The sequence below is a fragment of the Pseudomonas sp. KH_017 genome (assembly GCF_057840285.1).
Map to the genome: position 1 here is coordinate 1,711,795 of NZ_CM174509.1, position 18,398 is coordinate 1,730,192.

At 61.2% G+C, this 18,398-nt stretch carries 20 protein-coding genes; 7 read left to right on the forward strand and 13 right to left on the reverse strand.

What is annotated here, in order from left to right; all coding sequences use genetic code 11:
- The first annotated feature begins 17 nt into the window (after nt 1-17).
- Genes phnL through phnP form a run of 4 tightly spaced genes read left to right on the forward strand, consistent with a single transcriptional unit; the run spans nt 18 to nt 3,178 of the window.
- A complete protein-coding gene (gene phnL / locus AC3IT6_RS07765) occupies nt 18-737 on the forward strand; it encodes a phosphonate C-P lyase system protein PhnL (protein ID WP_489354799.1) in 720 nt (239 codons plus the stop codon).
- Nucleotides 727-1,872, forward strand: a complete 1,146-nt coding sequence (locus AC3IT6_RS07770; protein WP_489354800.1) for an alpha-D-ribose 1-methylphosphonate 5-triphosphate diphosphatase — start codon at nt 727-729, stop codon at nt 1,870-1,872. The genes phnL and AC3IT6_RS07770 overlap by 11 nt, the downstream gene beginning before the upstream one ends.
- The gene (phnN, locus tag AC3IT6_RS07775; protein WP_489354801.1) at nt 1,872-2,438 is read left to right on the forward strand and encodes a phosphonate metabolism protein/1,5-bisphosphokinase (PRPP-forming) PhnN; all 567 of its coding nucleotides are present in this window, start codon (nt 1,872-1,874) and stop codon (nt 2,436-2,438) included. The genes AC3IT6_RS07770 and phnN overlap by 1 nt, the downstream gene beginning before the upstream one ends.
- Entirely contained in the window at nt 2,429-3,178 is a 750-nt protein-coding gene (gene phnP, locus AC3IT6_RS07780; protein ID WP_489354802.1) for a phosphonate metabolism protein PhnP, read from the forward strand. Before phnN ends, phnP begins: the two co-directional genes overlap by 10 nt.
- A gap of 19 nt (nt 3,179-3,197) precedes the next feature.
- Here phnP and AC3IT6_RS07785 read toward each other — a convergent pair whose 3' ends face one another.
- The 4 genes from AC3IT6_RS07785 to AC3IT6_RS07800 form a co-directional block, all read right to left on the reverse strand.
- Nucleotides 3,198-3,773, reverse strand: coding sequence for a VapC50 family PIN domain-containing toxin (locus tag AC3IT6_RS07785; RefSeq protein WP_489354803.1), 576 nt, complete (start codon nt 3,771-3,773; stop codon nt 3,198-3,200).
- On the reverse strand, nt 3,770-4,237 hold the full coding sequence (locus AC3IT6_RS07790) for a helix-turn-helix domain-containing protein (protein ID WP_095964055.1): 468 nt from the start codon (nt 4,235-4,237) through the stop codon (nt 3,770-3,772). Before AC3IT6_RS07790 ends, AC3IT6_RS07785 begins: the two co-directional genes overlap by 4 nt.
- 82 nt (nt 4,238-4,319) lie before the next feature.
- A complete protein-coding gene (locus AC3IT6_RS07795; RefSeq protein ID WP_489354804.1) occupies nt 4,320-5,207 on the reverse strand; it encodes a LysR family transcriptional regulator in 888 nt (295 codons plus the stop codon).
- A 168-nt stretch (nt 5,208-5,375) separates the two neighbouring features.
- Nucleotides 5,376-5,645, reverse strand: coding sequence for a thioredoxin domain-containing protein (locus AC3IT6_RS07800; protein ID WP_489354805.1), 270 nt, complete (start codon nt 5,643-5,645; stop codon nt 5,376-5,378).
- Nucleotides 5,646-5,656: 11 nt separating this feature from the next.
- On the opposite strand from AC3IT6_RS07800, the gene AC3IT6_RS07805 reads away from it, so the two are divergent.
- Both AC3IT6_RS07805 and AC3IT6_RS07810 read left to right on the forward strand, forming a co-directional pair.
- Entirely contained in the window at nt 5,657-5,869 is a 213-nt protein-coding gene (locus AC3IT6_RS07805) for a type II toxin-antitoxin system HicA family toxin (RefSeq protein WP_223447966.1), read from the forward strand.
- Nucleotides 5,869-6,273 carry a type II toxin-antitoxin system HicB family antitoxin gene (locus AC3IT6_RS07810; protein ID WP_223447965.1) on the forward strand — a complete coding sequence of 135 codons (405 nt, stop codon included), beginning with the start codon at nt 5,869-5,871 and terminating at the stop codon, nt 6,271-6,273. The genes AC3IT6_RS07805 and AC3IT6_RS07810 overlap by 1 nt, the downstream gene beginning before the upstream one ends.
- Nucleotides 6,274-6,325: 52 nt before the next feature.
- Here the strand turns inward: AC3IT6_RS07810 and AC3IT6_RS07815 are convergent, their stop codons facing one another.
- A complete protein-coding gene (locus AC3IT6_RS07815; RefSeq protein WP_489354806.1) occupies nt 6,326-7,531 on the reverse strand; it encodes an MFS transporter in 1,206 nt (401 codons plus the stop codon).
- Between the two features lie 235 nt (nt 7,532-7,766).
- On the opposite strand from AC3IT6_RS07815, the gene AC3IT6_RS07820 reads away from it, so the two are divergent.
- Nucleotides 7,767-8,396, forward strand: coding sequence for a hypothetical protein (locus AC3IT6_RS07820; RefSeq protein WP_489354807.1), 630 nt, complete (start codon nt 7,767-7,769; stop codon nt 8,394-8,396).
- Between the two features lie 197 nt (nt 8,397-8,593).
- On the opposite strand, the gene AC3IT6_RS07825 is transcribed toward AC3IT6_RS07820, so the two are convergent.
- The 8 genes from AC3IT6_RS07825 to gcl all read right to left on the reverse strand — a co-directional run bounded on the left by AC3IT6_RS07825 (nt 8,594) and on the right by gcl (nt 18,163).
- Nucleotides 8,594-9,592, reverse strand: a complete 999-nt coding sequence (locus AC3IT6_RS07825; RefSeq protein WP_489354808.1) for a sulfate ABC transporter substrate-binding protein — start codon at nt 9,590-9,592, stop codon at nt 8,594-8,596.
- A gap of 91 nt (nt 9,593-9,683) precedes the next feature.
- Entirely contained in the window at nt 9,684-10,508 is an 825-nt protein-coding gene (locus AC3IT6_RS07830) for an ion transporter (RefSeq protein WP_223447961.1), read from the reverse strand.
- Nucleotides 10,509-10,529: 21 nt separating this feature from the next.
- Nucleotides 10,530-11,444 carry an urea transporter gene (locus AC3IT6_RS07835; protein WP_489354809.1) on the reverse strand — a complete coding sequence of 305 codons (915 nt, stop codon included), beginning with the start codon at nt 11,442-11,444 and terminating at the stop codon, nt 10,530-10,532.
- A 150-nt stretch (nt 11,445-11,594) separates the two neighbouring features.
- Nucleotides 11,595-13,010 carry a pyruvate kinase gene (gene pyk, locus AC3IT6_RS07840; RefSeq protein WP_046037667.1) on the reverse strand — a complete coding sequence of 472 codons (1,416 nt, stop codon included), beginning with the start codon at nt 13,008-13,010 and terminating at the stop codon, nt 11,595-11,597.
- Complete coding sequence (locus AC3IT6_RS07845) at nt 13,000-14,280, reverse strand: glycerate kinase type-2 family protein (RefSeq protein ID WP_489354810.1); 1,281 nt, start codon at nt 14,278-14,280, stop codon at nt 13,000-13,002. Before AC3IT6_RS07845 ends, pyk begins: the two co-directional genes overlap by 11 nt.
- 156 nt (nt 14,281-14,436) lie before the next feature.
- Complete coding sequence (locus AC3IT6_RS07850; RefSeq protein WP_223447959.1) at nt 14,437-15,330, reverse strand: 2-hydroxy-3-oxopropionate reductase; 894 nt, start codon at nt 15,328-15,330, stop codon at nt 14,437-14,439.
- A gap of 137 nt (nt 15,331-15,467) precedes the next feature.
- Nucleotides 15,468-16,250, reverse strand: coding sequence for a hydroxypyruvate isomerase (gene hyi / locus AC3IT6_RS07855; RefSeq protein ID WP_458370862.1), 783 nt, complete (start codon nt 16,248-16,250; stop codon nt 15,468-15,470).
- 137 nt (nt 16,251-16,387) lie between these two features.
- Entirely contained in the window at nt 16,388-18,163 is a 1,776-nt protein-coding gene (gene gcl / locus AC3IT6_RS07860) for a glyoxylate carboligase (protein ID WP_223447957.1), read from the reverse strand.
- Nucleotides 18,164-18,398 lie beyond the last annotated feature (235 nt).

Below are 18,398 nucleotides of genomic sequence, written 5' to 3' on the forward strand. Positions count from 1 at the left end.
TAGTGGAAAACCCTGCGATGAATACCTTGATCGAGGTCCGTGACCTCTCGAAAACCTTCACGTTGCATCAGCAGAACGGCGTGGTTCTCAATGTGCTGCGCGCAGTGGATTTCAGTGTGGCGGGCGGCGAATGCCTGGTGCTGCATGGTCAGTCCGGCGCGGGCAAGAGCACCTTGCTGCGCACCCTGTATGGCAACTACCTGCCGGCGGGTGGCAGCATCCGCGTGCAGCACGACGGCCAATGGCGGGAGCTGGTGGGCGCCGAGCCCCGGGACATCCTGCAAGTGCGCCAACGCACCCTGGGTTATGTCAGTCAGTTCCTGCGGGTGATCCCGCGGGTGGCGTGCCTGGACGTGGTGATGGAGCCGGCCCTGGCCCGCGGCTGGTCGAAAGAGCAGGCGCAAGCACGAGCTGAATCCTTGCTCAGCCGCCTGAACATTCCGCAACGCCTCTGGCAACTGGCGCCTGGCACCTTCTCCGGTGGCGAACAGCAGCGGGTCAACATCGCCCGCGGTTTCATGGTGGCGTGGCCGGTGATGTTGCTCGATGAACCGACTGCCTCACTCGACGACAGCAATCGCCAGGTGGTGCTGGAGTTGATGAACGAAGCCAAGAACGCCGGTGCCGCGCTGATCGGCATCTTCCACGACCGCATCGCCCGCGAGGCGGTTGCCGATCGCCATCTCGACATGACCCCAGCCGCCGTGAACCAAGAGGAATACGCCGATGCCCGTTGAACAGATCCTCAGCAATGCCCAACTGGTCACCGCTGACCGTGTGTTCTACGGCACCGTGGTGCTGCGCGACGGCTTGATCGCCGAGGTCGCCGAAGGCCCGAGCCGTTTGCCCCAGGCCCTGGACCTCAATGGCGATTATCTTCTGCCGGGTCTGGTGGAACTGCACACCGACAACCTGGAACGCCACATGACCCCGCGTCCGGGCGTGGACTGGCCGTCGGTACCGGCGGTGCTCAGTCACGATGCGCAGATCATCGCGGCGGGCATCACCACGGTATTCGACGCAGTGTCCATCGGCGACGTGAACCCCAAGGGTAATCGCATGCAGAAACTGCCGGCGATGCTCGACGCTATCTCCAAAACCTCCGACGCCGGGCTGACCCGCGCCGAACACCGCCTGCACTTGCGCTGCGAACTGTGCCACCCGGACACGCTCAGCGTGTTTCGCGATCTGGTGGAGAACCCGCTGGTGCAACTGGTGTCGGTGATGGACCATTCGCCGGGTCAGCGCCAGTTCGTGCTGGAATCCAAGTACCGTGAGTACTACATGGGCAAGTACCATCTGACCACCACGCAGATGGATGATTTCATCACTTTGCAGATGGCCAACTCGCGCACCTACAGCGACCGCTACCGCGCGGCGATTGTCGAGCACTGCCTGGCCCTTGGCTTGTCCGTGGCCAGTCATGATGACGCGACCCTGGCCCACGTCGAGGAGTCGGCGCGCTACGGCATGACCATCGCCGAGTTCCCGACCACCGTCGAGGCCGCGCGCGGTTGCCGGGAGCACGGCATGAATGTGTTGATGGGCGCACCGAACATCGTGCGCGGCGGGTCGCACTCGGGTAACGTGGCCGCCTTCGATCTGGCCGCCGAAGGTTTGCTGGATATTCTGTCCAGCGACTACTACCCGGCGAGCCTGCTGCAATCGGCGTTCGCGCTGGCGGCGCAAAGTGAGCGGATCGGTCTGGCCGAAGCGGTGCGCCTGGTCAGCCTGAATCCGGCCCGGGCGGCTGGTTTGACTGATCGCGGTGAAATTGCTCCGGGGTTGCGTGCCGACCTGCTGCAAGCGCGCAGTCAGGACGGTTTGCCGGTGGTCCAGCAAGTATGGCGACAAGCGAAGAGGGTGTTTTGATGGCAGGCAGGTTGATCTATCTCATCGGGCCTTCAGGTTCGGGCAAGGACAGCCTGCTGGATGCCGCGCGAACGCGGTTGGCCGAACGCGGCTGCCGTATGGTACGGCGAGTCATTACCCGCTCGGCCGAAGCCGTGGGCGAGGCGGCGCTGGGCGTCAGCGCGCAGCAGTTTGCCGACATGGAAGCTCAAGGGGTATTTGCCCTGAGCTGGCACGCCAATGGGTTGTCCTATGGCATCCCGCGGGAAATCGACGATTGGCTGGCCGCCGGCCAGGACGTACTGGTCAATGGCTCGCGGGGGCATTTGCAGAACACCCGCCTACGTTATCCGAAGGCATTGGTGCTGTTGCTGGCTGTAGATCAAGCGGTGTTGCGCCAACGACTGCTGGAACGCGGGCGAGAATCATTGGTCGAGATCGATCAGCGCCTGGCACGCAATACCCGATTCAACGAGCGGCTGCTGGCTGAAGATCCGGCCGTGCACTTGCTCGACAACTCCGGGTCGCTGGAGTCTACGGTCGAACGCTTGCTGGCCTGCATTGACGAGCAAGCCCCATGCGCCTGACGTTGCTGGGCACTGGTGATGCCCGACAAGTGCCGGTCTACGGCTGCGAATGTGTGGCTTGCGATGTGGCCCGCCACGATGAACGCTTGCAGCGTCGACCATGCAGTGCGCTGATCGAGTGCGCAGATCAACGCTGGTTGATCGACAGCGGTTTGCCTGACCTGTGCGAACGTTTCCCGCCGCGCAGTTTCAACGGCATTTTCCAGACCCACTACCACGCCGATCACGCCCAGGGCCTGTTGCATATGCGCTGGGGCCAGGGCCTGGTGATTCCGGTCCACGGTCCCGTGGACCCGGAAGGCCTGGCCGACCTCTACAAACACCCCGGCATTCTCGATTTCAGCCAACCGTTTGTTAGCTTCGAAACCCGGCAGTTCGGCGCGCTCAGCGTCACCGCGCTGCCGCTGCAACACTCGAAACCGACCCTCGGTTATCTGCTGGAAGGAGAAGGGCGGCGAATCGCCTACCTGACCGACACCGTAGGCCTGCCGCCGGACACATTGAGCTGGCTGCGGCGTGAACCACTGGATGTGCTGGTGCTGGATTGCTCCATGCCGCCGCAACCCCAGGCACCGCGCAATCACAACGACCTGAACCTGGCCTTGCAGTGCATCGATGAGTTGCAGCCGAAGTCGGCGGTATTGACCCATGTCGGGCATACCCTGGATGCCTGGTTTATGGCGCATCGAGGTGAATTGCCGGCGAATGTCAGGGTCGGGTTTGATGGGTGTGTGTTGTAGCGATCAGGCGTGGTGATTTTCAGAGCATTGCCCGGAAACTGTTCAATGCCTTGACCGACTGAACCAGGCCTTGACGTAACAAGAGATCGAGATAAGTGTCAGTGTTCATCGGTGGGGCCTTCAGTTGCTTGCGCTGTCGTTGTGTCGCGGCGACCACAGCTGCCGGATCCAGGTCGAAAAGGTTATCGACGAACTCGTCGGGGTGCTGGGCCTCGATGCCATAAGGTTGCAGCGCGGTGCGGGGGAAGTCTTTCTGGTTGAAGGTGACAATGACGCTGGCGTTGCAACGAATGGCAGCCGCCAGGACATGTCGGTCATCCGCGTCGGGCAGCGTCAGTCCTTGTATCAAAGCTTCGTACCCCGACACGCAGGCGTCGGGGATCGCCAGATCCATTAGCTCGCAGGTGCGATTCAATTGCGCAGCGTTGAGATCCGGGCGGTTTCTTAGCAGATTGCGTTTCCATTCATCGTGTATTGCCACTGACCACTTCGCCCTGAAAAGCCCGGAGAGCGCGAGCCACATCAGAAAGTCTCTCAAGGGAGCGGGGTAAAGAACACAAGCGTCATATACAGCGGTAAATGAAGTGTGCCTCACTCGTATCCTGTCCTTAACGCCTGTGCCTGCTCGGCGAGAAGCATCATTGCTTGCTCGCTGGCGGTGTCGCGCCGGTTTTTATAGTCCATCAAATCGGCAAAGCGCACACGTCGGTGCTTGCCGGTTTTGTGGTAGGACAGTTCGCCGGATTCGAGCAGTTTGATCAGGTGTGGACGTGAGACATTGAGCAGGTCCGCCGCTTCTTGCGTAGTCAGTTCAGCATGGACCGGGACTACTTTCACTGCGTTACCGGCTGCGAGCTCCGCCAGAATATCGACCAGCAAACGGAGTGCCGAGGTGGGCAGTTCGATGTTATGCGCTTCGTTCTGCTCATCGAATATCTGGATGTGCTGAGTTTCGAACCGGGTGGCGAGATAGGCCGCCAGGGTGCGTTGCCCCTCGATTGCGGCCTGTATTTCGTGTTTCGCGGGCAAATTGATTGGCGGATGAATGACGGTCGACATGACGGTTTCCAATATTCTGAATAATCGATGATGGCAGGCTATTCGAATTAATCGAAAATCGCAATAAACGAAACGGATGCTTTCAAACCTCGTTCATCAACAACCCCTGCACATACTCCACAAACGCCCGAGCCTTGGCGCTGGCCATTCTCCCGGTGGGGAACACCGCCCACAGATCCAGGTTCGGCAGTGCCCAGTCCGTCATCACTTCCCGGACCGAACCGTCGGCCAGTTCCGGCGCGAACATCCATTGCGAGGCCATGGTCAACCCTTGATCGGCCAGCACGGCTTCACGCAGGCCTTCGGCGGCGTTGACGCGGATCCGGCCGCTGATGTTCACCGACTGCTCCTCGCCGGCCTTGTTGAACTGCCAACTGGCACCGCCACCGAGGGTGTAGAGGATGGCCTGATGCTTGCGCAGATCGGCGGGGTAGGTGGGCTCGCCGTGTTTTGCGAAGTACGCCGGCGTGCCCAGTACCATGCGCCGGCATTCGGCGATTTTGCGGGCGGTCAGGCCCGAGTCGCTCAGCACGCCCATGCGCAGGGCGATGTCGACGCCTTCTTCCACCAGGTTGACGTTGCGATCATCGAGCATCAGATCGATGTTCAGCGCCGGGTTTTGCTCCAGGAAGGGGCCCAGGTGCGGAACGATGTGCAGCCGACCGAAGGTGACCGCCGCGCAGATGCGCAGGTTGCCACTCAGCCCACTGGCGGAACCCCGTGCGGCGTTATCGGCCTCGTCGGCTTCTTCGATGGCGCGCTTGGCCCGCTCGAAAAAGGCCAGCCCGGCCTCGGTGGGCGTCAGGCCCCGGGTAGAACGCAGCAACAGTCGCACCGCCAACCGTGATTCGAGCTGCGCGATGGTTTTCGACACGGCTGGCTGGCCGATGTTCAAGCGCCGGGCCGCGGCGGAAAACGAACCGGTTTCCACCACGTAGACGAAGGTTTCCATTGCGCCGAGGCGGTCCATTGAAGGTCCTTGTGCAATTCGAATGGCTGTGAAGATCCAGTGTGGGAGCGGGCTTGCTCGCGAATGCGGGCAGACATTCAACATTGACGTCGACTGAAACACTGCTTTCGCGAGCAAGCCCGCTCCCACAAGGGATATGTGGCGACAGTCAGGCGACACTTGAACGGGTCAACCGCGAATCGCATCCAGCATCGCTTCAGGATCTGGGCGCTGAGTGTAATCGGGGTTGACCTCGGCGTAACGGATCACGCCATCTTGCCCGATCACATAGCGCGCCGGCATCGGCAATGTCCAGGACGGATCATCGTTTTTGGGGGGAATGGTGGGGCTTTCATCAGAGGCTTTCATCACACTCTGTAAAACAACCGGACGTCGCACTTCGGTTTTTTGTGCTTGAGTAAAGATAACTCTAGGGTTATTTTTGTTTTTGCCAAGCAAGGAGGCTGGTGGTGCAGAGCAGGCTATTGATCAAGGAGTTGGTGGAAGCGGGTTGGACCCTGGACCGGGTCACTGGCAGTCATCACATCTTCACGCACCCTTACAACCCGTACACCATTCCCGTCCCTCATCCAAAAAAGGATTTACCGATCGGGACGGTCAAGAGCATCAGGCGGCGAGCCGGGCTGTACTGCCCGCCAGCCAGTTACGCAGGAGATCCATAATGCAATATCCAATCTGTATCGAATGGGGCGACGAGAACACCGCCATCGGTATCCAGATCCCCGATATTCCAGGCGCGGTGACCGCCGGGGATACCTTTGAAGAGGCTTACAACGCCGCCGTCGAAATTGCCCACATCATGTTGCAGGAGATGGTGGCAGACGGCGATACGGTTCCGATGCCGACTTCGGCGGCGCTGCACCGTGGCAATCCCGAGTTCGCCGACATGGGCTGGGGCATGCTGGAACTGGACATCTCGCCGTACATGGGCAAGACCGAGAAGGTCAATGTCACACTGCCCGGCTATGTGATCCAGCGCATCGACCGTTATGTGCGCGAGCACAACGTCAAAAGCCGTTCCTCCTTTCTGGCGGATGCGGCGATGGAGAAGCTGGTTCGGCAATGAGTTGTCTCGGCCAGATCGCCTTCGCGGGCTTGCCCGCGAAGCTTTTGAGGCCTTAAGCCGTCGCCAATGAAGCCTTCGGCGAAACACTCAAGAACCGCAACAATGCCAGCAACGGAAACGCGCTGCCGACGATCACGATCCACAACCAGCCGCCGTGTTCGTACACCGCGCTGGCCACCGAAGAGCCGAAGGCGCCGCCGATGAAGATGCTGGTCATGTACAGCGCATTCAGGCGGCTGCGGCTTTTGCCGTCGAGGGCGTAGACCGCGCGCTGGCCGAGAACCATGTTCATCTGCACGCAGAAGTCGAGCACCACGCCGGTCACTGCCAGGCCGATGACGCTGTAGGCCGGATGGATAAACGCCGGCATGAAACTCAGGCTGGCGAACAGCAGGGCCAGCAACGAGGCGATGCGGGTGTGACCGGCATCGGCCAGGCGTCCGGCGATGGGGGCGGCGATGGCGCCGATGGCGCCCACCAGGGCGAAAATCGCGATCTCGCTTTGCGACAAACCGTGATTGCGCGCCAGTTCCAGTGGCACGGCGGTCCAGAACAGGCTGAAGGTGGCAAACATGCAGCCCTGGTAAAACGCCCGCTGGCGCAGCACCGGTTGTTTGCGCAACAGCGTCCACAGCGAGCCCAGCAATTGGCCATAGGAAGCGCTGTGATCAGGCTCTCGCTTGGGAATGGTCACGGCCAGCACGATGCTGATGGCCGCCATCAACACCGCGGCAATCATGAACATCGCCCGCCAGCCGAAGTGGTCGGCCACCACGCTGGACACCGGTCGGGCCAGCAAAATGCCGAGCAACAAACCGCCCATGATCCCGCCCACCACACGGCCACGGGTTTCTTCCGGCGCCAGATGCGCGGCCAACGGAATCAGGATCTGCACCGACACCGAACTGAACCCCACCAACAGCGAAATCAGCAAAAACACGTTCGGCTGATCGGTGAACGCCGCGCCCAGCAGGCTGACAATTGCCACCAGGGTGGTGATGATCATCAACCGGCGGTTCTCCAGCAGATCCCCCAGCGGCACCAGGAAAAACAGCCCCAGCGCATAGCCGATCTGGGTCAGGGAAACGATCAGGCTGGCCATGGTGTTGGTCAGGCCGATGTCCGGAGCGATCAGGCCGATGATCGGCTGGGCGTAGTAGATGTTGGCGACAATCGCGCCGCAGCAGAAGGCGAACAGCAGCACCATGCCTGGGGTCATTGTCGCGGTGCCGTGGGACACCTGGGTCGCTGGGTTCATAACGGGTCTCGCTGTACGGAAAGGAATGCGCGCAGGCTAATGGGCTGACTGAAACGGCGGAAGCGGGATTGGAGTGATAGCAGTCATTCCATTGCGGAATGACTGACGAACGCGTGTGTCGTCCGTCGAAGAGCCTTGCGTCAGAACTATGCAGGTGAATGATACATTCACTTACATCTTGTTCGATAGCGTGCTTATGTTCTCTCTCCCTGTCTCACCACCGGAGGGCCGTCCCATGAAGGTAAAGTTTCGTCAGCTGATTCGCTGGGTTTCCGTCGTCACCTTGATCAGTGTATTCAACGCTGGCCTGGCTCAGGCCGAAGATGCGCCGGGCATGCGCATCGGTGTGCGCGGCGAGATCACAGGTGTCGGTCCGGACATTCTGAAAGTCCATGCCAACAGCGGCGACAATGTGGTGGTCAACCTGACCAAGGACACCAAGGTCCGCGCCGTGACCCTGGCCAACATCGAAGACATCAAGCCCGGCAGCTACATTGGCTCCGCAGCTGTTCCCCAGGAGGATGGCACCCTCAAAGCCCTGGAGGTCCACGTTTTTCCGCCGGAGCTGGCCGGCAGTGGCGACGGTCATCGGCCGTTTGACCTGGTCAAGGGCAGCAGCATGACCAACGGTAGCGTCGGCGACCTGGTGGTGAGCAATGGCCGGGTGCTGACCGTCAACTACAAGGGCGGCCAACAGAAGATTCTGGTGCCCGAAGACGTACCCATCGTCAACCTGGTGCCGGCCGATCGCAGCCTGTTGAAGGTGGGCGTGAAGATCGTGAGCTTTGTGACGCAGGGTGCGGACGGTACGCTCACCGCTCAATCCATCTCGGCGGGCAAGGATGGCGTGACGCCGCCTATGTAGCGGGATGTCGCAGAACCTGTGGGAGCGAGCTTGGTCCGGGCGGCGTTCCGACGATGACGGTCTGACATTCAACAGATGTGTTGATTGATCCGCAGTCTTCGCGAGCAAGCCCGCTCCCACAATGGATTTGCAGTGAATTCTGATCCGTACAAAAAAGGCGACCTGCACAGGTCGCCTTATTCATTGCCGCTCAGCGATTACTGACCGCTGTAGATCTGGTCGAAAATCCCGCCATCATTGAAGTGGGTCTTCTGCACGGTGCGCCAGTCGCCGAAGGTTTTCTCCACCGACAGGAAGTCCACTTTCGGGAAGCGGTCGGTGTACTTGGCCAGCACGGCCGGGTCACGCGGGCGCAGGTAGTTCGCCGCGGCAATCTCCTGGCCTTGCGGCGACCACAGGTACTTCAGGTATTCCTCGGCCGCTGCACGGGTGCCTTTCTTGTCGACGGTCTTGTCGACCACCGACACCGGTGGTTCGGCTTCGGCGGAAACGCTTGGGTAGATGACTTCGAACTGATCACGGCCGAACTCGCGGGCGATCATTTCCGCTTCGTTCTCGAAGGTCACCAGCACGTCGCCGATCTGGTTGGTCATGAAGGTGGTGGTGGCGGCACGGCCACCGGTGTCGAGTACCGGCGCTTGCTTGAACAGCTTGCCGACGAAGTCTTTGGCCTTGTTCTCGTCGCCGCCGTTTTTCAGCACGTAGCCCCAGGCCGAGAGGTAGGTGTAGCGACCGTTACCGGAGGTTTTCGGGTTCGGGACGATGACCTGAACGCCGTCCTTGAGCAGGTCCGGCCAGTCTTTCAGGGCTTTCGGGTTGCCCTTGCGCACGATGAACACGGTGGCCGAGGTGAACGGCGCGCTGTTGTTCGGCAGGCGCGTGACCCAGTTGTCCGGGACCAGTTTGCCGTTGTCCGCCAGGGCGTTGATGTCGGTGGCCATGTTCATGGTGATGACATCGGCCGGCAAACCGTCGATGACCGAACGCGCCTGTTTGCTGGAGCCGCCGAAGGACATTTGCAGGGTGATGTTTTCGTTGTGCTCGGCTTGCCAGTGTTTCTGGAACGCAGTGTTGTAGTCCTTGTAGAAATCTCGCATCACGTCGTAGGAAACGTTGAGCAGGGTCGGTGCAGCCTGGGCGATGTTGCCCAGGGCCAGGCCAGCGGCGAGAAGTGAGGCGCCAAAGAGTTTTTTCACTGCGCATTCCTTGTTCTATTAAAAGCGGGGCAATTTGCCAGCGACTATAACTGGGCTCGTTTAGTCCCATAAAGATTAAAAAGCTCTTTGCTTATTCCAGTTTTTTGAATAGTGCGTTACCGCAACGGGAGCAGAACGACGCCTCGGGTTCATGGCTGTCCTTGGCGCACACCGGGCAGTCGCGATGCAGCTGGCCGCCACGCATGGCCGTGGCCAGTTCGGCGGTGAAGATCCCGGTGGGCACGGCGATGATCGAGTAACCGGTGATCATCACCATCGACGAGATGACCTGGCCCAGTACGGTCTTGGGCACGATGTCGCCGTACCCGACGGTGGTCAAGGTCACGATAGCCCAGTAAATGCCCTTGGGAATGCTGGTGAAACCATGTTGCGGGCCTTCGACCACGTACATCAACGTGCCGAACACGATGACCAGCGTGCAGACGCTGAGCAGGAACACGAGGATTTTCTGCTTGCTGCCGCGCAAGGCATCGAGCAGGTAATGGGCTTGTTTGAGGTACGGGCCGAGCTTGAGCACGCGGAAGATCCGCAGCATCCGGATGACCCGGATGATCAGCAGGTACTGGGCATCGCTGTAGTACAGCGCGAGGATCCCGGGCACGATGGCCAGCAGGTCCACCAGCCCATAGAAACTGAAGGCATAGCGCAGGGGCTTGGGCGAGCAGTACAGGCGCAGGATGTACTCGCCGAGGAAGATCACCGTGAAGCCCCACTCGATGTACGCCAGCAGGCTGGCGTAGTTCTGGTGGACTTCATCGATGCTGTCCAGGATCACCACCACCAGGCTGGCGAGGATGATCAGCAGCAGGCTGGTGTCGAAGCGTCGACCGGCAACGGTGTCGGTCTGGAAAATAATCACGTACAGGCGATTACGCCACGTGTCGTTGCTGTTCATGCATATCGCCTTGGCCGCAAATCAGCGCAGCCTAGGTTGATTCTCCCCGGGAGTGCAAGGCGCGCTTTCGACCGTGGCTTTGCCGAGCATTTGCACGACGCTGCGAATCAGCCAGCCGGCAAGAATGAACGGCGCGGTCAGCGTGGGCAGACCGATGGCGGCAAACACCGGCGTCAGCAACAGCGCCAGGCCGATGCCAACCAGCGGCAGCCACGGTTGGCGACGCTGCGAGCTGAAGGCGAGGGCGGCCAGCACGGCGTTATAGCCACCGAGGCCGAGCAGTGCGGTATAGAAATCGTGGTTCAGCAGGCTCCAGCCCATGCCCGCGACAGAGGCCAACAACGCCCAGCAGAATGCGCGGCGATCAGCGATCAGCAGACCGGCGGCAATCATCGCACCGGCCAGCGGATGACCGAGGAACATCACCTGGCCGAGGCCTTTGAGGGGGGCGGCGAGCATGTTCAGGGTGCTGACTTCGATCAAATGCGGCTCTGTCGAGGGCGTGGCGAAGCACAGCAGCAACCAGCCAAGTCCGACGAAGGGTGCGGTGTAGGCCGGCAGGCATTGGCTGAACCGGACGCGCTTGAGCCACTGCTGGGTGACCATCGCGCTCAGGCCACCGGCGGCCAGAATCAGTGGCGGCATCATCGCCGACCAGGGGAAATAAAGGCTCAGCAACAGTCCGAGCAGCACGCCGTTGTAGCTGAACAACCCGGCCTGACGATCAGCCTTGGCATAGTTGCGGCGTTGCGCAGTGAGCAGCCCGGCGACACCACCGAGCAAGGCGCCGCCGAGCAAGGCGGGTGCAGTGAACAAAATGGCCAGGACGCACAGCAGGCCGCACAGCGGATTGCGCTGGAGAAAGATCTGGCTGAAGCCGTTGAGCAATGCTTCGGCCCAGTCGGGACAGTGGGTGTTGAAATGGTTGGCAGGCATGATGAAGTCTGTGGTGTTTCCGGTGAATCGTGTCGCCTGCTTCGCGAGCAAGCCCGCTCCCACATTGAATCTTTGTTCAGTCATTGATTCTGTGGTGCACACAGATCAACTGTGGGAGCGGGCTTGCTCGCGAAGAGGCCAGTTCAAGCGCTAGATCAATGTCTCGATGCGCAAAGAGTTAGTCGACCCCGGCTGCCCAAACGGCACACCCGCAGTGATCAATAACGTGTCGCCACGCTGTGCCATGCCCTGGGCCTGTGCGATCTCCAGTGCCGTCGAGCAGACTTCATCGACCTGACGCAGGCGGTCGTTGACCACCGAGTGCACACCCCACGCCACGCTCAGGCGACGGGCGGTCTGCAGGTTCGGTGTCAGGTTGAGGATCGGCACCGTCGGCCGCTCCCGCGCCGCACGCAGGCTCGATGCGCCAGACTCGCTGTAGTTCACCAGCACCGCCACCGGCAGCACGTTGCTGATGCGGCGAATGGCGCAACTGATCGCGTCGGAAACAGTCGCCTCGGCTTTCGGTCGGCTGACGTCGAGTTGAGTCTGATAGTCCGGACCGTTTTCCACCTGGCGGATGATCTTGCTCATCATCTGCACGGCTTCGAGCGGGTATTCGCCGGACGCGGTTTCCGCCGACAGCATCACCGCGTCCGCACCTTCGGCCACGGCGTTGGCGACATCGGTGACTTCGGCGCGGGTTGGCGCCGGTGAGAAGCGCATCGACTCCAGCATCTGCGTCGCCACCACCACCGGTTTGCCGAGCTGGCGGCAGGTGCTGATGATGTTCTTCTGGATCTGCGGCACGCTTTCGGCCGGCACTTCCACGCCCAGGTCACCACGGGCAACCATGATCGCGTCGCTCAGTTCGGCGATCTCGCGCAGTTGTTCGACGGCCGAGGGCTTCTCGATCTTGGCCATCAGGAACGCCTTGTCGCCGATCAGGGTGCGGGCTTCGCGGATGTCATCGGGACGTTGCACGAACGACAGCGCCACCCAGTCCACACCCAGCTCCAGACCGAAGGTCAAGTCGCGGCGATCCTTGGCGGTCAGCGGGCTCAGGTCGAGCACCGCTTGCGGCACGTTCACGCCTTTGCGGTCCGACAGTTCGCCGCCGTTGAGCACGGTGGTGTCGATGGCGTCGGCGTATTTGGTCACCACCCGCAGACGCAGCTTGCCGTCGTCCAGCAGCAGGTCCATGCCCGGCTCCAGGGCGGCGATGATTTCCGGGTGCGGCAGGTTGACCCGGCGCTCATCGCCCGGCGTGGCATCAAGGTCCAGGCGCAAGGCCTGGCCGCGCACCAGTTGCACCTTGCCTTCGGCAAACTTGCCGACCCGCAGTTTCGGGCCTTGCAGGTCCATCAGGATGCCCAATGGATAATTCAGCTGGCGCTCGACTTCACGAATCCACTGGAAACGCTGGGCGTGGTCGGCGTGATCACCATGGCTGAAGTTCAGGCGGAAGATGTTGACCCCGGCCAGCACCAGCTCACGGATGGCGTCGATGCCGTCGGTGGCCGGGCCGAGCGTGGCGAGGATTTTGACCTTTTTATCAGGCGTCATGTTTAGTGCTCTCAAGGATCAGAATGGCGCGGAAGTCGTTGACGTTGGTACGGGTCGGCTCGGTGACGATCAGGGCGTCGAGCGCCTCGAAGTAGCCGTAACCGTTGTTGTTGTCCAACTCGTCGCTGGCGCTCAGGCCCTTTGCCGCGGCGCGGGCGTAGCTGTCCGGGGTCATGATCGCGCCGGCGTTGTCTTCGGAACCGTCGATGCCGTCGGTGTCACCGGCCAGCGCGTAGACGCCGGGCAGGCCCTTGAGGCTGTCGGTCAGGCTGAGCAGGAACTCGGCATTGCGTCCGCCACGGCCATTGCCGCGCACGGTGACGGTGGTTTCACCGCCAGAGAGAATCACGCAGGGCGCCGCCAGCGGCTGGCCATGCAGGACGATCTGTCGTGCGATGCCGGCGTGGACTTTCGCCACCTCGCGGGATTCGCCTTCGAGGTCGCCGAGGATCAGCGGGCTGAACCCGGCCTGACGGCATTTCACTGCGGCCGCTTCAAGGGATTGCTGCGGGCGGGCGATCAACTGGAAATGACTGCGGGCCAGGCTCGGGTCGCCGGGTTTGACGGTTTCCGACTCAGGGCTTTGCAGCCAGCTGCGCACCGAGACCGGAACCTCGATGGCGTAGCGCTTGAGGATCGCCAGCGCTTCGGCCGACGTGCTCGGGTCGGCCACGGTAGGGCCGGAGGCGATGACCGTTGCGAGGTCGCCCGGCACATCGGAAATCGCATAGGTGTAGACCGTGGCAGGCCAGCAGGCTTTACCCAGGCGGCCGCCCTTGATCGCCGAGAGGTGCTTGCGCACGCAGTTCATCTCGCCGATGGTCGCGCCGGACTTGAGCAGGGCTTTGTTGATCGACTGCTTGTCGGCCAGGGTGATGCCTTCGGCCGGCAGTGCCAGCAGGGCAGAGCCACCACCGGAGAGCAGGAAGATCACGCGGTCGGATTCGTTCAGGTCGCTGACCAGTTCCAGCACGCGCTTGGCCACGGCCAGACCGGCAGCGTCCGGTACCGGATGTGCGGCTTCGACTACTTCGATTTTTTCGCAAGGTGCGCCGTGACCGTAACGGGTCACCACCAGGCCGCAGATTTCACCCTGCCAGCAGCGCTCGACCACCTGGGCCATGGCGGCTGCGGCTTTGCCGGCGCCAATGACGATCACGCGGCCGCTACGGTCGGCAGGCAAATGGGCTTCGAGGACTTGTTGCGGATGCGCCGCGTCGATGGCTGTGGCAAACAGCTCGCGCAGCAATTGTTGCGGATCGACCGACATGGCGGGCTCCCGGAATTCTTGTTATTTGAGGTAGAGCAACTCGGTCCAGTGTGGGAGCGGGCTTGCTCGCGAATGCGGCTTCAAATTCAACAGGGATGTTGACTGACCTGACGCTTTCGCGAGCAAGCCCGCTCCCACATGGGGATGGGGCAGGGCTTACTTCTTGTCGCGAATCGAGAAGTTCGCCATGTGTTCCAGGCCCTTGATCAGCGCCGAGTGGTCCCAGTTGCTGCCACCGATGGCCGCGCAGGTGCTGAACACTTGCTGGGTGTTGGCGGTGTTCGGCAGGTTGATGTTCAGCTCCTTGGCACCTTGCAGGGCCAGGTTCAGGTCCTTCTGGTGCAGGCTGATGCGGAAGCCTGGATCGAAGGTGCCCTTGATCATGCGCTCGCCGTGCACTTCGAGGATCTTCGAGGACGCGAAACCGCCCATCAGTGCTTCACGCACCTTGGCTGGATCGGCACCGTTTTTCGAAGCGAACAGCAGGGCTTCAGCCACGGCCTGGATGTTCAGGGCCACGATGATCTGGTTGGCTACCTTGGCGGTTTGACCGTCGCCGTTGCCACCGACCAGGGTGATGTTCTTGCCCATGGCCTGGAACAGCGGCAGGGCGCGTTCGAAGGCGTCGGCATCACCGCCGACCATGATGCTCAGGGTCGCAGCCTTGGCGCCGACTTCACCACCGGATACCGGGGCGTCGAGGTATTGCGCGCCTTTTTCATTGATCTTTGCAGCGAAGGCCTTGGTGGCAGTCGGCGAGATCGAGCTCATGTCGATGACGACTTTGCCTTTGCCCACGCCAGCAGCGATGCCGTCGGCACGGAACAGCACGTCATCGACCTGCGGGGTATCGGGCACCATGACGATGATGAACTCGGCTTCCTGGGCAACTTCTTTCGGGTTCGCCAGGGCAACGGCGCCAGCGGCGATCAGGTCGGCAGGCGCAGGGTCGTGGTGGGCCGACAGGAACAGGCTGTGACCGGCTTTCTGCAGGTTCGCCGCCATTGGGTGGCCCATGATGCCGGTGCCGATAAATCCGATTTTAGCCATGAGAAAATCCTCTTGTTTTTGTGCTGTCTGTAGGAGCGAGCTTGCTCGCGAAAAACCTCAACGAAAACGCTTGCTGCCTGAGTAAACGCGGCGCCTGATCGTTCTTCGCGAGCAAGCTCGCTCCTACAGGTAATGGGTCAGATCGCGTTATGGGTCTTCAACCAGCCCAGGCCCGCTTCAGTGGTGGTCAGCGGCTTGTATTCGCAGCCTACCCAGCCCTGGTAACCGATGCGGTCCAGGTGTTCGAACAGGAAGCGGTAGTTGATTTCACCGGTACCAGGTTCGTTGCGCCCAGGGTTGTCCGCGAGCTGCACGTGGTTGATCTCGCCCAGGTGCGATTGCAGGGTGCGGGCCAGATCGCCTTCCATGATTTGCATGTGGTAGATGTCGTATTGCAGGAACAGGTTGGCGCTGCCGACCTGCTCGCGAATCGACAGGGCTTGCGCCGTGTTGTTCAGGTAGAAGCCTGGGATGTCACGGGTGTTGATCGCTTCCATCACCAGCTTGATACCCGCCGCTTGCAGCTTGTCGGCCGCGTACTTGAGGTTGGCGACGAAGGTCTTCTCCACGGTGGCATCGTCAAAGCCCTGCGGACGAATACCGGCCAGGCAGTTGACCTGGGTGTTGCCCAGCACTTGCGCGTAAGCGATGGCCAGGTCGACACCGGCACGGAACTCTTCGACCCGGTCCGGCAGGCACGCGATACCGCGCTCGCCCTTGGCCCAGTCACCGGCCGGCAGGTTGAACAGCACTTGGGTCAGGCCGTGTGCGTCGAGCTGGGCCTTGATTTCGGCGGAGCTGAAGTCGTACGGGAACAGGTATTCGACACCAGTGAAGCCGGCCTTGGCGGCCGCTTCGAAACGGGCGAGAAAGTCCTGTTCGGTGAACAGCATGGACAGGTTGGCTGCGAAACGCGGCATGGTGGTCTCCTGTATGTGTTTGATGTCCTCTGTGGGAGCGGGCTTGCTCGCGAAGGCGGTGGTTCAGTCAACATTGATGTCGACTGACACTCCCTCTTCGCGAGCAAGCCCGCTCCCACAGGGGGAGCGGTCAGCAGTTAATCCAGCAACGAAATCGCAGTCGGTGCGTCGTCGCCGACCAGCGCCAGGTCTTCGAATTCGTTGACGGCGTTGATCTCGGTGCCCATGGAAATGTTGGTCACGCGCTCCAGGATGATCTCGACGATCACCGGCACCTTGAACTCTTCGATCAGCTCCTGGGCCTTGCGCAGGGCAGGCTGGATCTGAGCCGGTTCGAATACGCGCAGTGCCTTGCAGCCGAGGCCTTCGGCAACTGCGACGTGGTCGACACCGTAGCCGTTGAGTTCCGGCGCGTTCAGGTTGTCGAAGGACAGCTGTACGCAGTAGTCCATGTCGAAACCGCGCTGCGCCTGACGGATCAGACCCAGGTACGAGTTGTTCACCACAACATGAATGTACGGCAGCTTGAACTGCGCACCCACCGCCAATTCCTCGATCATGAACTGGAAGTCATAGTCCCCCGACAGGGCCACGACTTTACGGTTCGGATCAGCCTTGACCACGCCCAGCGCTGCAGGAATGGTCCAGCCCAACGGGCCTGCCTGACCACAGTTGATCCAGTGGCGCGGCTTGTAGACGTGCAGGAACTGTGCGCCGGCAATCTGCGACAGACCGATGGTGCTGACGTAGCAGGTGTCTTTGCCGAACACCTGGTTCATCTCTTCGTATACACGCTGCGGCTTGACCGGCACGTTGTCGAAGTGAGTCTTGCGCTGCAGGCTGGCTTTACGCTGCTGGCAGTCTTGCAGCCAGGCGCTGCGGTTCTTCAGCTTGCCGGCGGCTTGCCATTCACGAGCGACTTCGATGAACACGGTCAGCGCGGCAGCGGCGTCGGACACGATGCCCAGGTCCGGGGTGAACACGCGGCCGATCTGAGTGCCTTCGATGTCGACGTGAATGAACTTGCGGCCTTCGGTGTAGACGTCGACCGAACCGGTGTGACGGTTGGCCCAACGGTTACCGATACCCAGAACCACGTCGGATTTCAGCATGGTCGCGTTGCCGTAGCGGTGCGAGGTCTGCAAGCCAACCATGCCCACCATCAGCGGGTGATCGTCCGGAATGGTGCCCCAGCCCATCAGGGTCGGGATGACCGGGATGCCGGTCAGCTCAGCGAACTCGACCAGCAGATCGCTGGCATCGGCGTTGATGATGCCACCACCAGCGACCAGCAATGGACGCTCGGCCTGATCCAGCATGGCCAAGGCTTTTTCAACCTGGACGCGGGTAGCGCTCGGCTTGGCCAATGGCAGCGGCTGGTAAGCATCGATGTCGAATTCGATTTCGGCCATCTGCACGTCGAACGGCAGGTCGATCAGCACCGGGCCTGGACGGCCGGAGCGCATTTCATAAAAGGCTTTCTGGAACGCGTAAGGCACCTGGCCCGGTTCCATGACGGTGGTTGCCCACTTGGTCACTGGCTTGACGATGGTGGTGATGTCGACAGCCTGGAAGTCTTCCTTGTGCATACGGGCGCGGGGTGCCTGGCCGGTAATGCAGAGGATTGGAATCGAGTCGGCCGAGGCGCTGTAGAGCCCGGTGACCATGTCGGTGCCGGCAGGGCCGGAAGTGCCGATGCACACGCCGATGTTGCCGGCCTTGGTGCGGGTGTAGCCCTCGGCCATGTGCGAGGCGCCTTCAACGTGGCGAGCGAGTACGTGATCGATGCCGCCGACCTTTTGCAGGGCGGAGTACAGCGGGTTGATGGCGGCACCCGGGATGCCAAAAGCGGTATCGACCCCTTCACGGCGCATCACCAGAACGGCGGCTTCGATTGCTCTCATTTTGCTCATGGTTTTGTGCCTCTTTACGTTTTGTAATTGTATACAAGTGGCTTTGCGCAGAGTGTATTCACGGCGGACGGCGCAGGTCAATCCATTTTCTCAAGCGCTTGTTTCATTCGTCGGAAGCCCGTTCTGCTGTGGCTTTTCGTCGCATGTGGCGCCTTTCGAGAATTATTGTATACAAAAAAATAATTCATTGTGTTCTATTTGTTGCATCGGGCTGCGACGCAAGCGTGCGCACTTG

What these genes read in the sequence shown, in the direction of transcription:
- AC3IT6_RS07835 (WP_489354809.1), bottom strand. Translation starts at nt 11,444, where the DNA reads ATGCCTGCCAACCATTTCAACACCCACTGTCCCGACTGGGCCGAAGCA.
- AC3IT6_RS07820 (WP_489354807.1), top strand. Translation starts at nt 7,767, where the DNA reads ATGAAGGTAAAGTTTCGTCAGCTGATTCGCTGGGTTTCCGTCGTCACC.
- phnL (WP_489354799.1), top strand. Translation starts at nt 18, where the DNA reads ATGAATACCTTGATCGAGGTCCGTGACCTCTCGAAAACCTTCACGTTG.
- AC3IT6_RS07845 (WP_489354810.1), bottom strand. Translation starts at nt 14,280, where the DNA reads ATGTCGGTCGATCCGCAACAATTGCTGCGCGAGCTGTTTGCCACAGCC.
- AC3IT6_RS07810 (WP_223447965.1), top strand. Translation starts at nt 5,869, where the DNA reads ATGCAATATCCAATCTGTATCGAATGGGGCGACGAGAACACCGCCATC.
- AC3IT6_RS07770 (WP_489354800.1), top strand. Translation starts at nt 727, where the DNA reads ATGCCCGTTGAACAGATCCTCAGCAATGCCCAACTGGTCACCGCTGAC.
- AC3IT6_RS07830 (WP_223447961.1), bottom strand. Translation starts at nt 10,508, where the DNA reads ATGAACAGCAACGACACGTGGCGTAATCGCCTGTACGTGATTATTTTC.
- hyi (WP_458370862.1), bottom strand. Translation starts at nt 16,250, where the DNA reads ATGCCGCGTTTCGCAGCCAACCTGTCCATGCTGTTCACCGAACAGGAC.
- pyk (WP_046037667.1), bottom strand. Translation starts at nt 13,010, where the DNA reads ATGACGCCTGATAAAAAGGTCAAAATCCTCGCCACGCTCGGCCCGGCC.
- phnP (WP_489354802.1), top strand. Translation starts at nt 2,429, where the DNA reads ATGCGCCTGACGTTGCTGGGCACTGGTGATGCCCGACAAGTGCCGGTC.
- AC3IT6_RS07795 (WP_489354804.1), bottom strand. Translation starts at nt 5,207, where the DNA reads ATGGACCGCCTCGGCGCAATGGAAACCTTCGTCTACGTGGTGGAAACC.
- phnN (WP_489354801.1), top strand. Translation starts at nt 1,872, where the DNA reads ATGGCAGGCAGGTTGATCTATCTCATCGGGCCTTCAGGTTCGGGCAAG.
- AC3IT6_RS07815 (WP_489354806.1), bottom strand. Translation starts at nt 7,531, where the DNA reads ATGAACCCAGCGACCCAGGTGTCCCACGGCACCGCGACAATGACCCCA.
- AC3IT6_RS07790 (WP_095964055.1), bottom strand. Translation starts at nt 4,237, where the DNA reads ATGTCGACCGTCATTCATCCGCCAATCAATTTGCCCGCGAAACACGAA.
- gcl (WP_223447957.1), bottom strand. Translation starts at nt 18,163, where the DNA reads ATGAGCAAAATGAGAGCAATCGAAGCCGCCGTTCTGGTGATGCGCCGT.
- AC3IT6_RS07850 (WP_223447959.1), bottom strand. Translation starts at nt 15,330, where the DNA reads ATGGCTAAAATCGGATTTATCGGCACCGGCATCATGGGCCACCCAATG.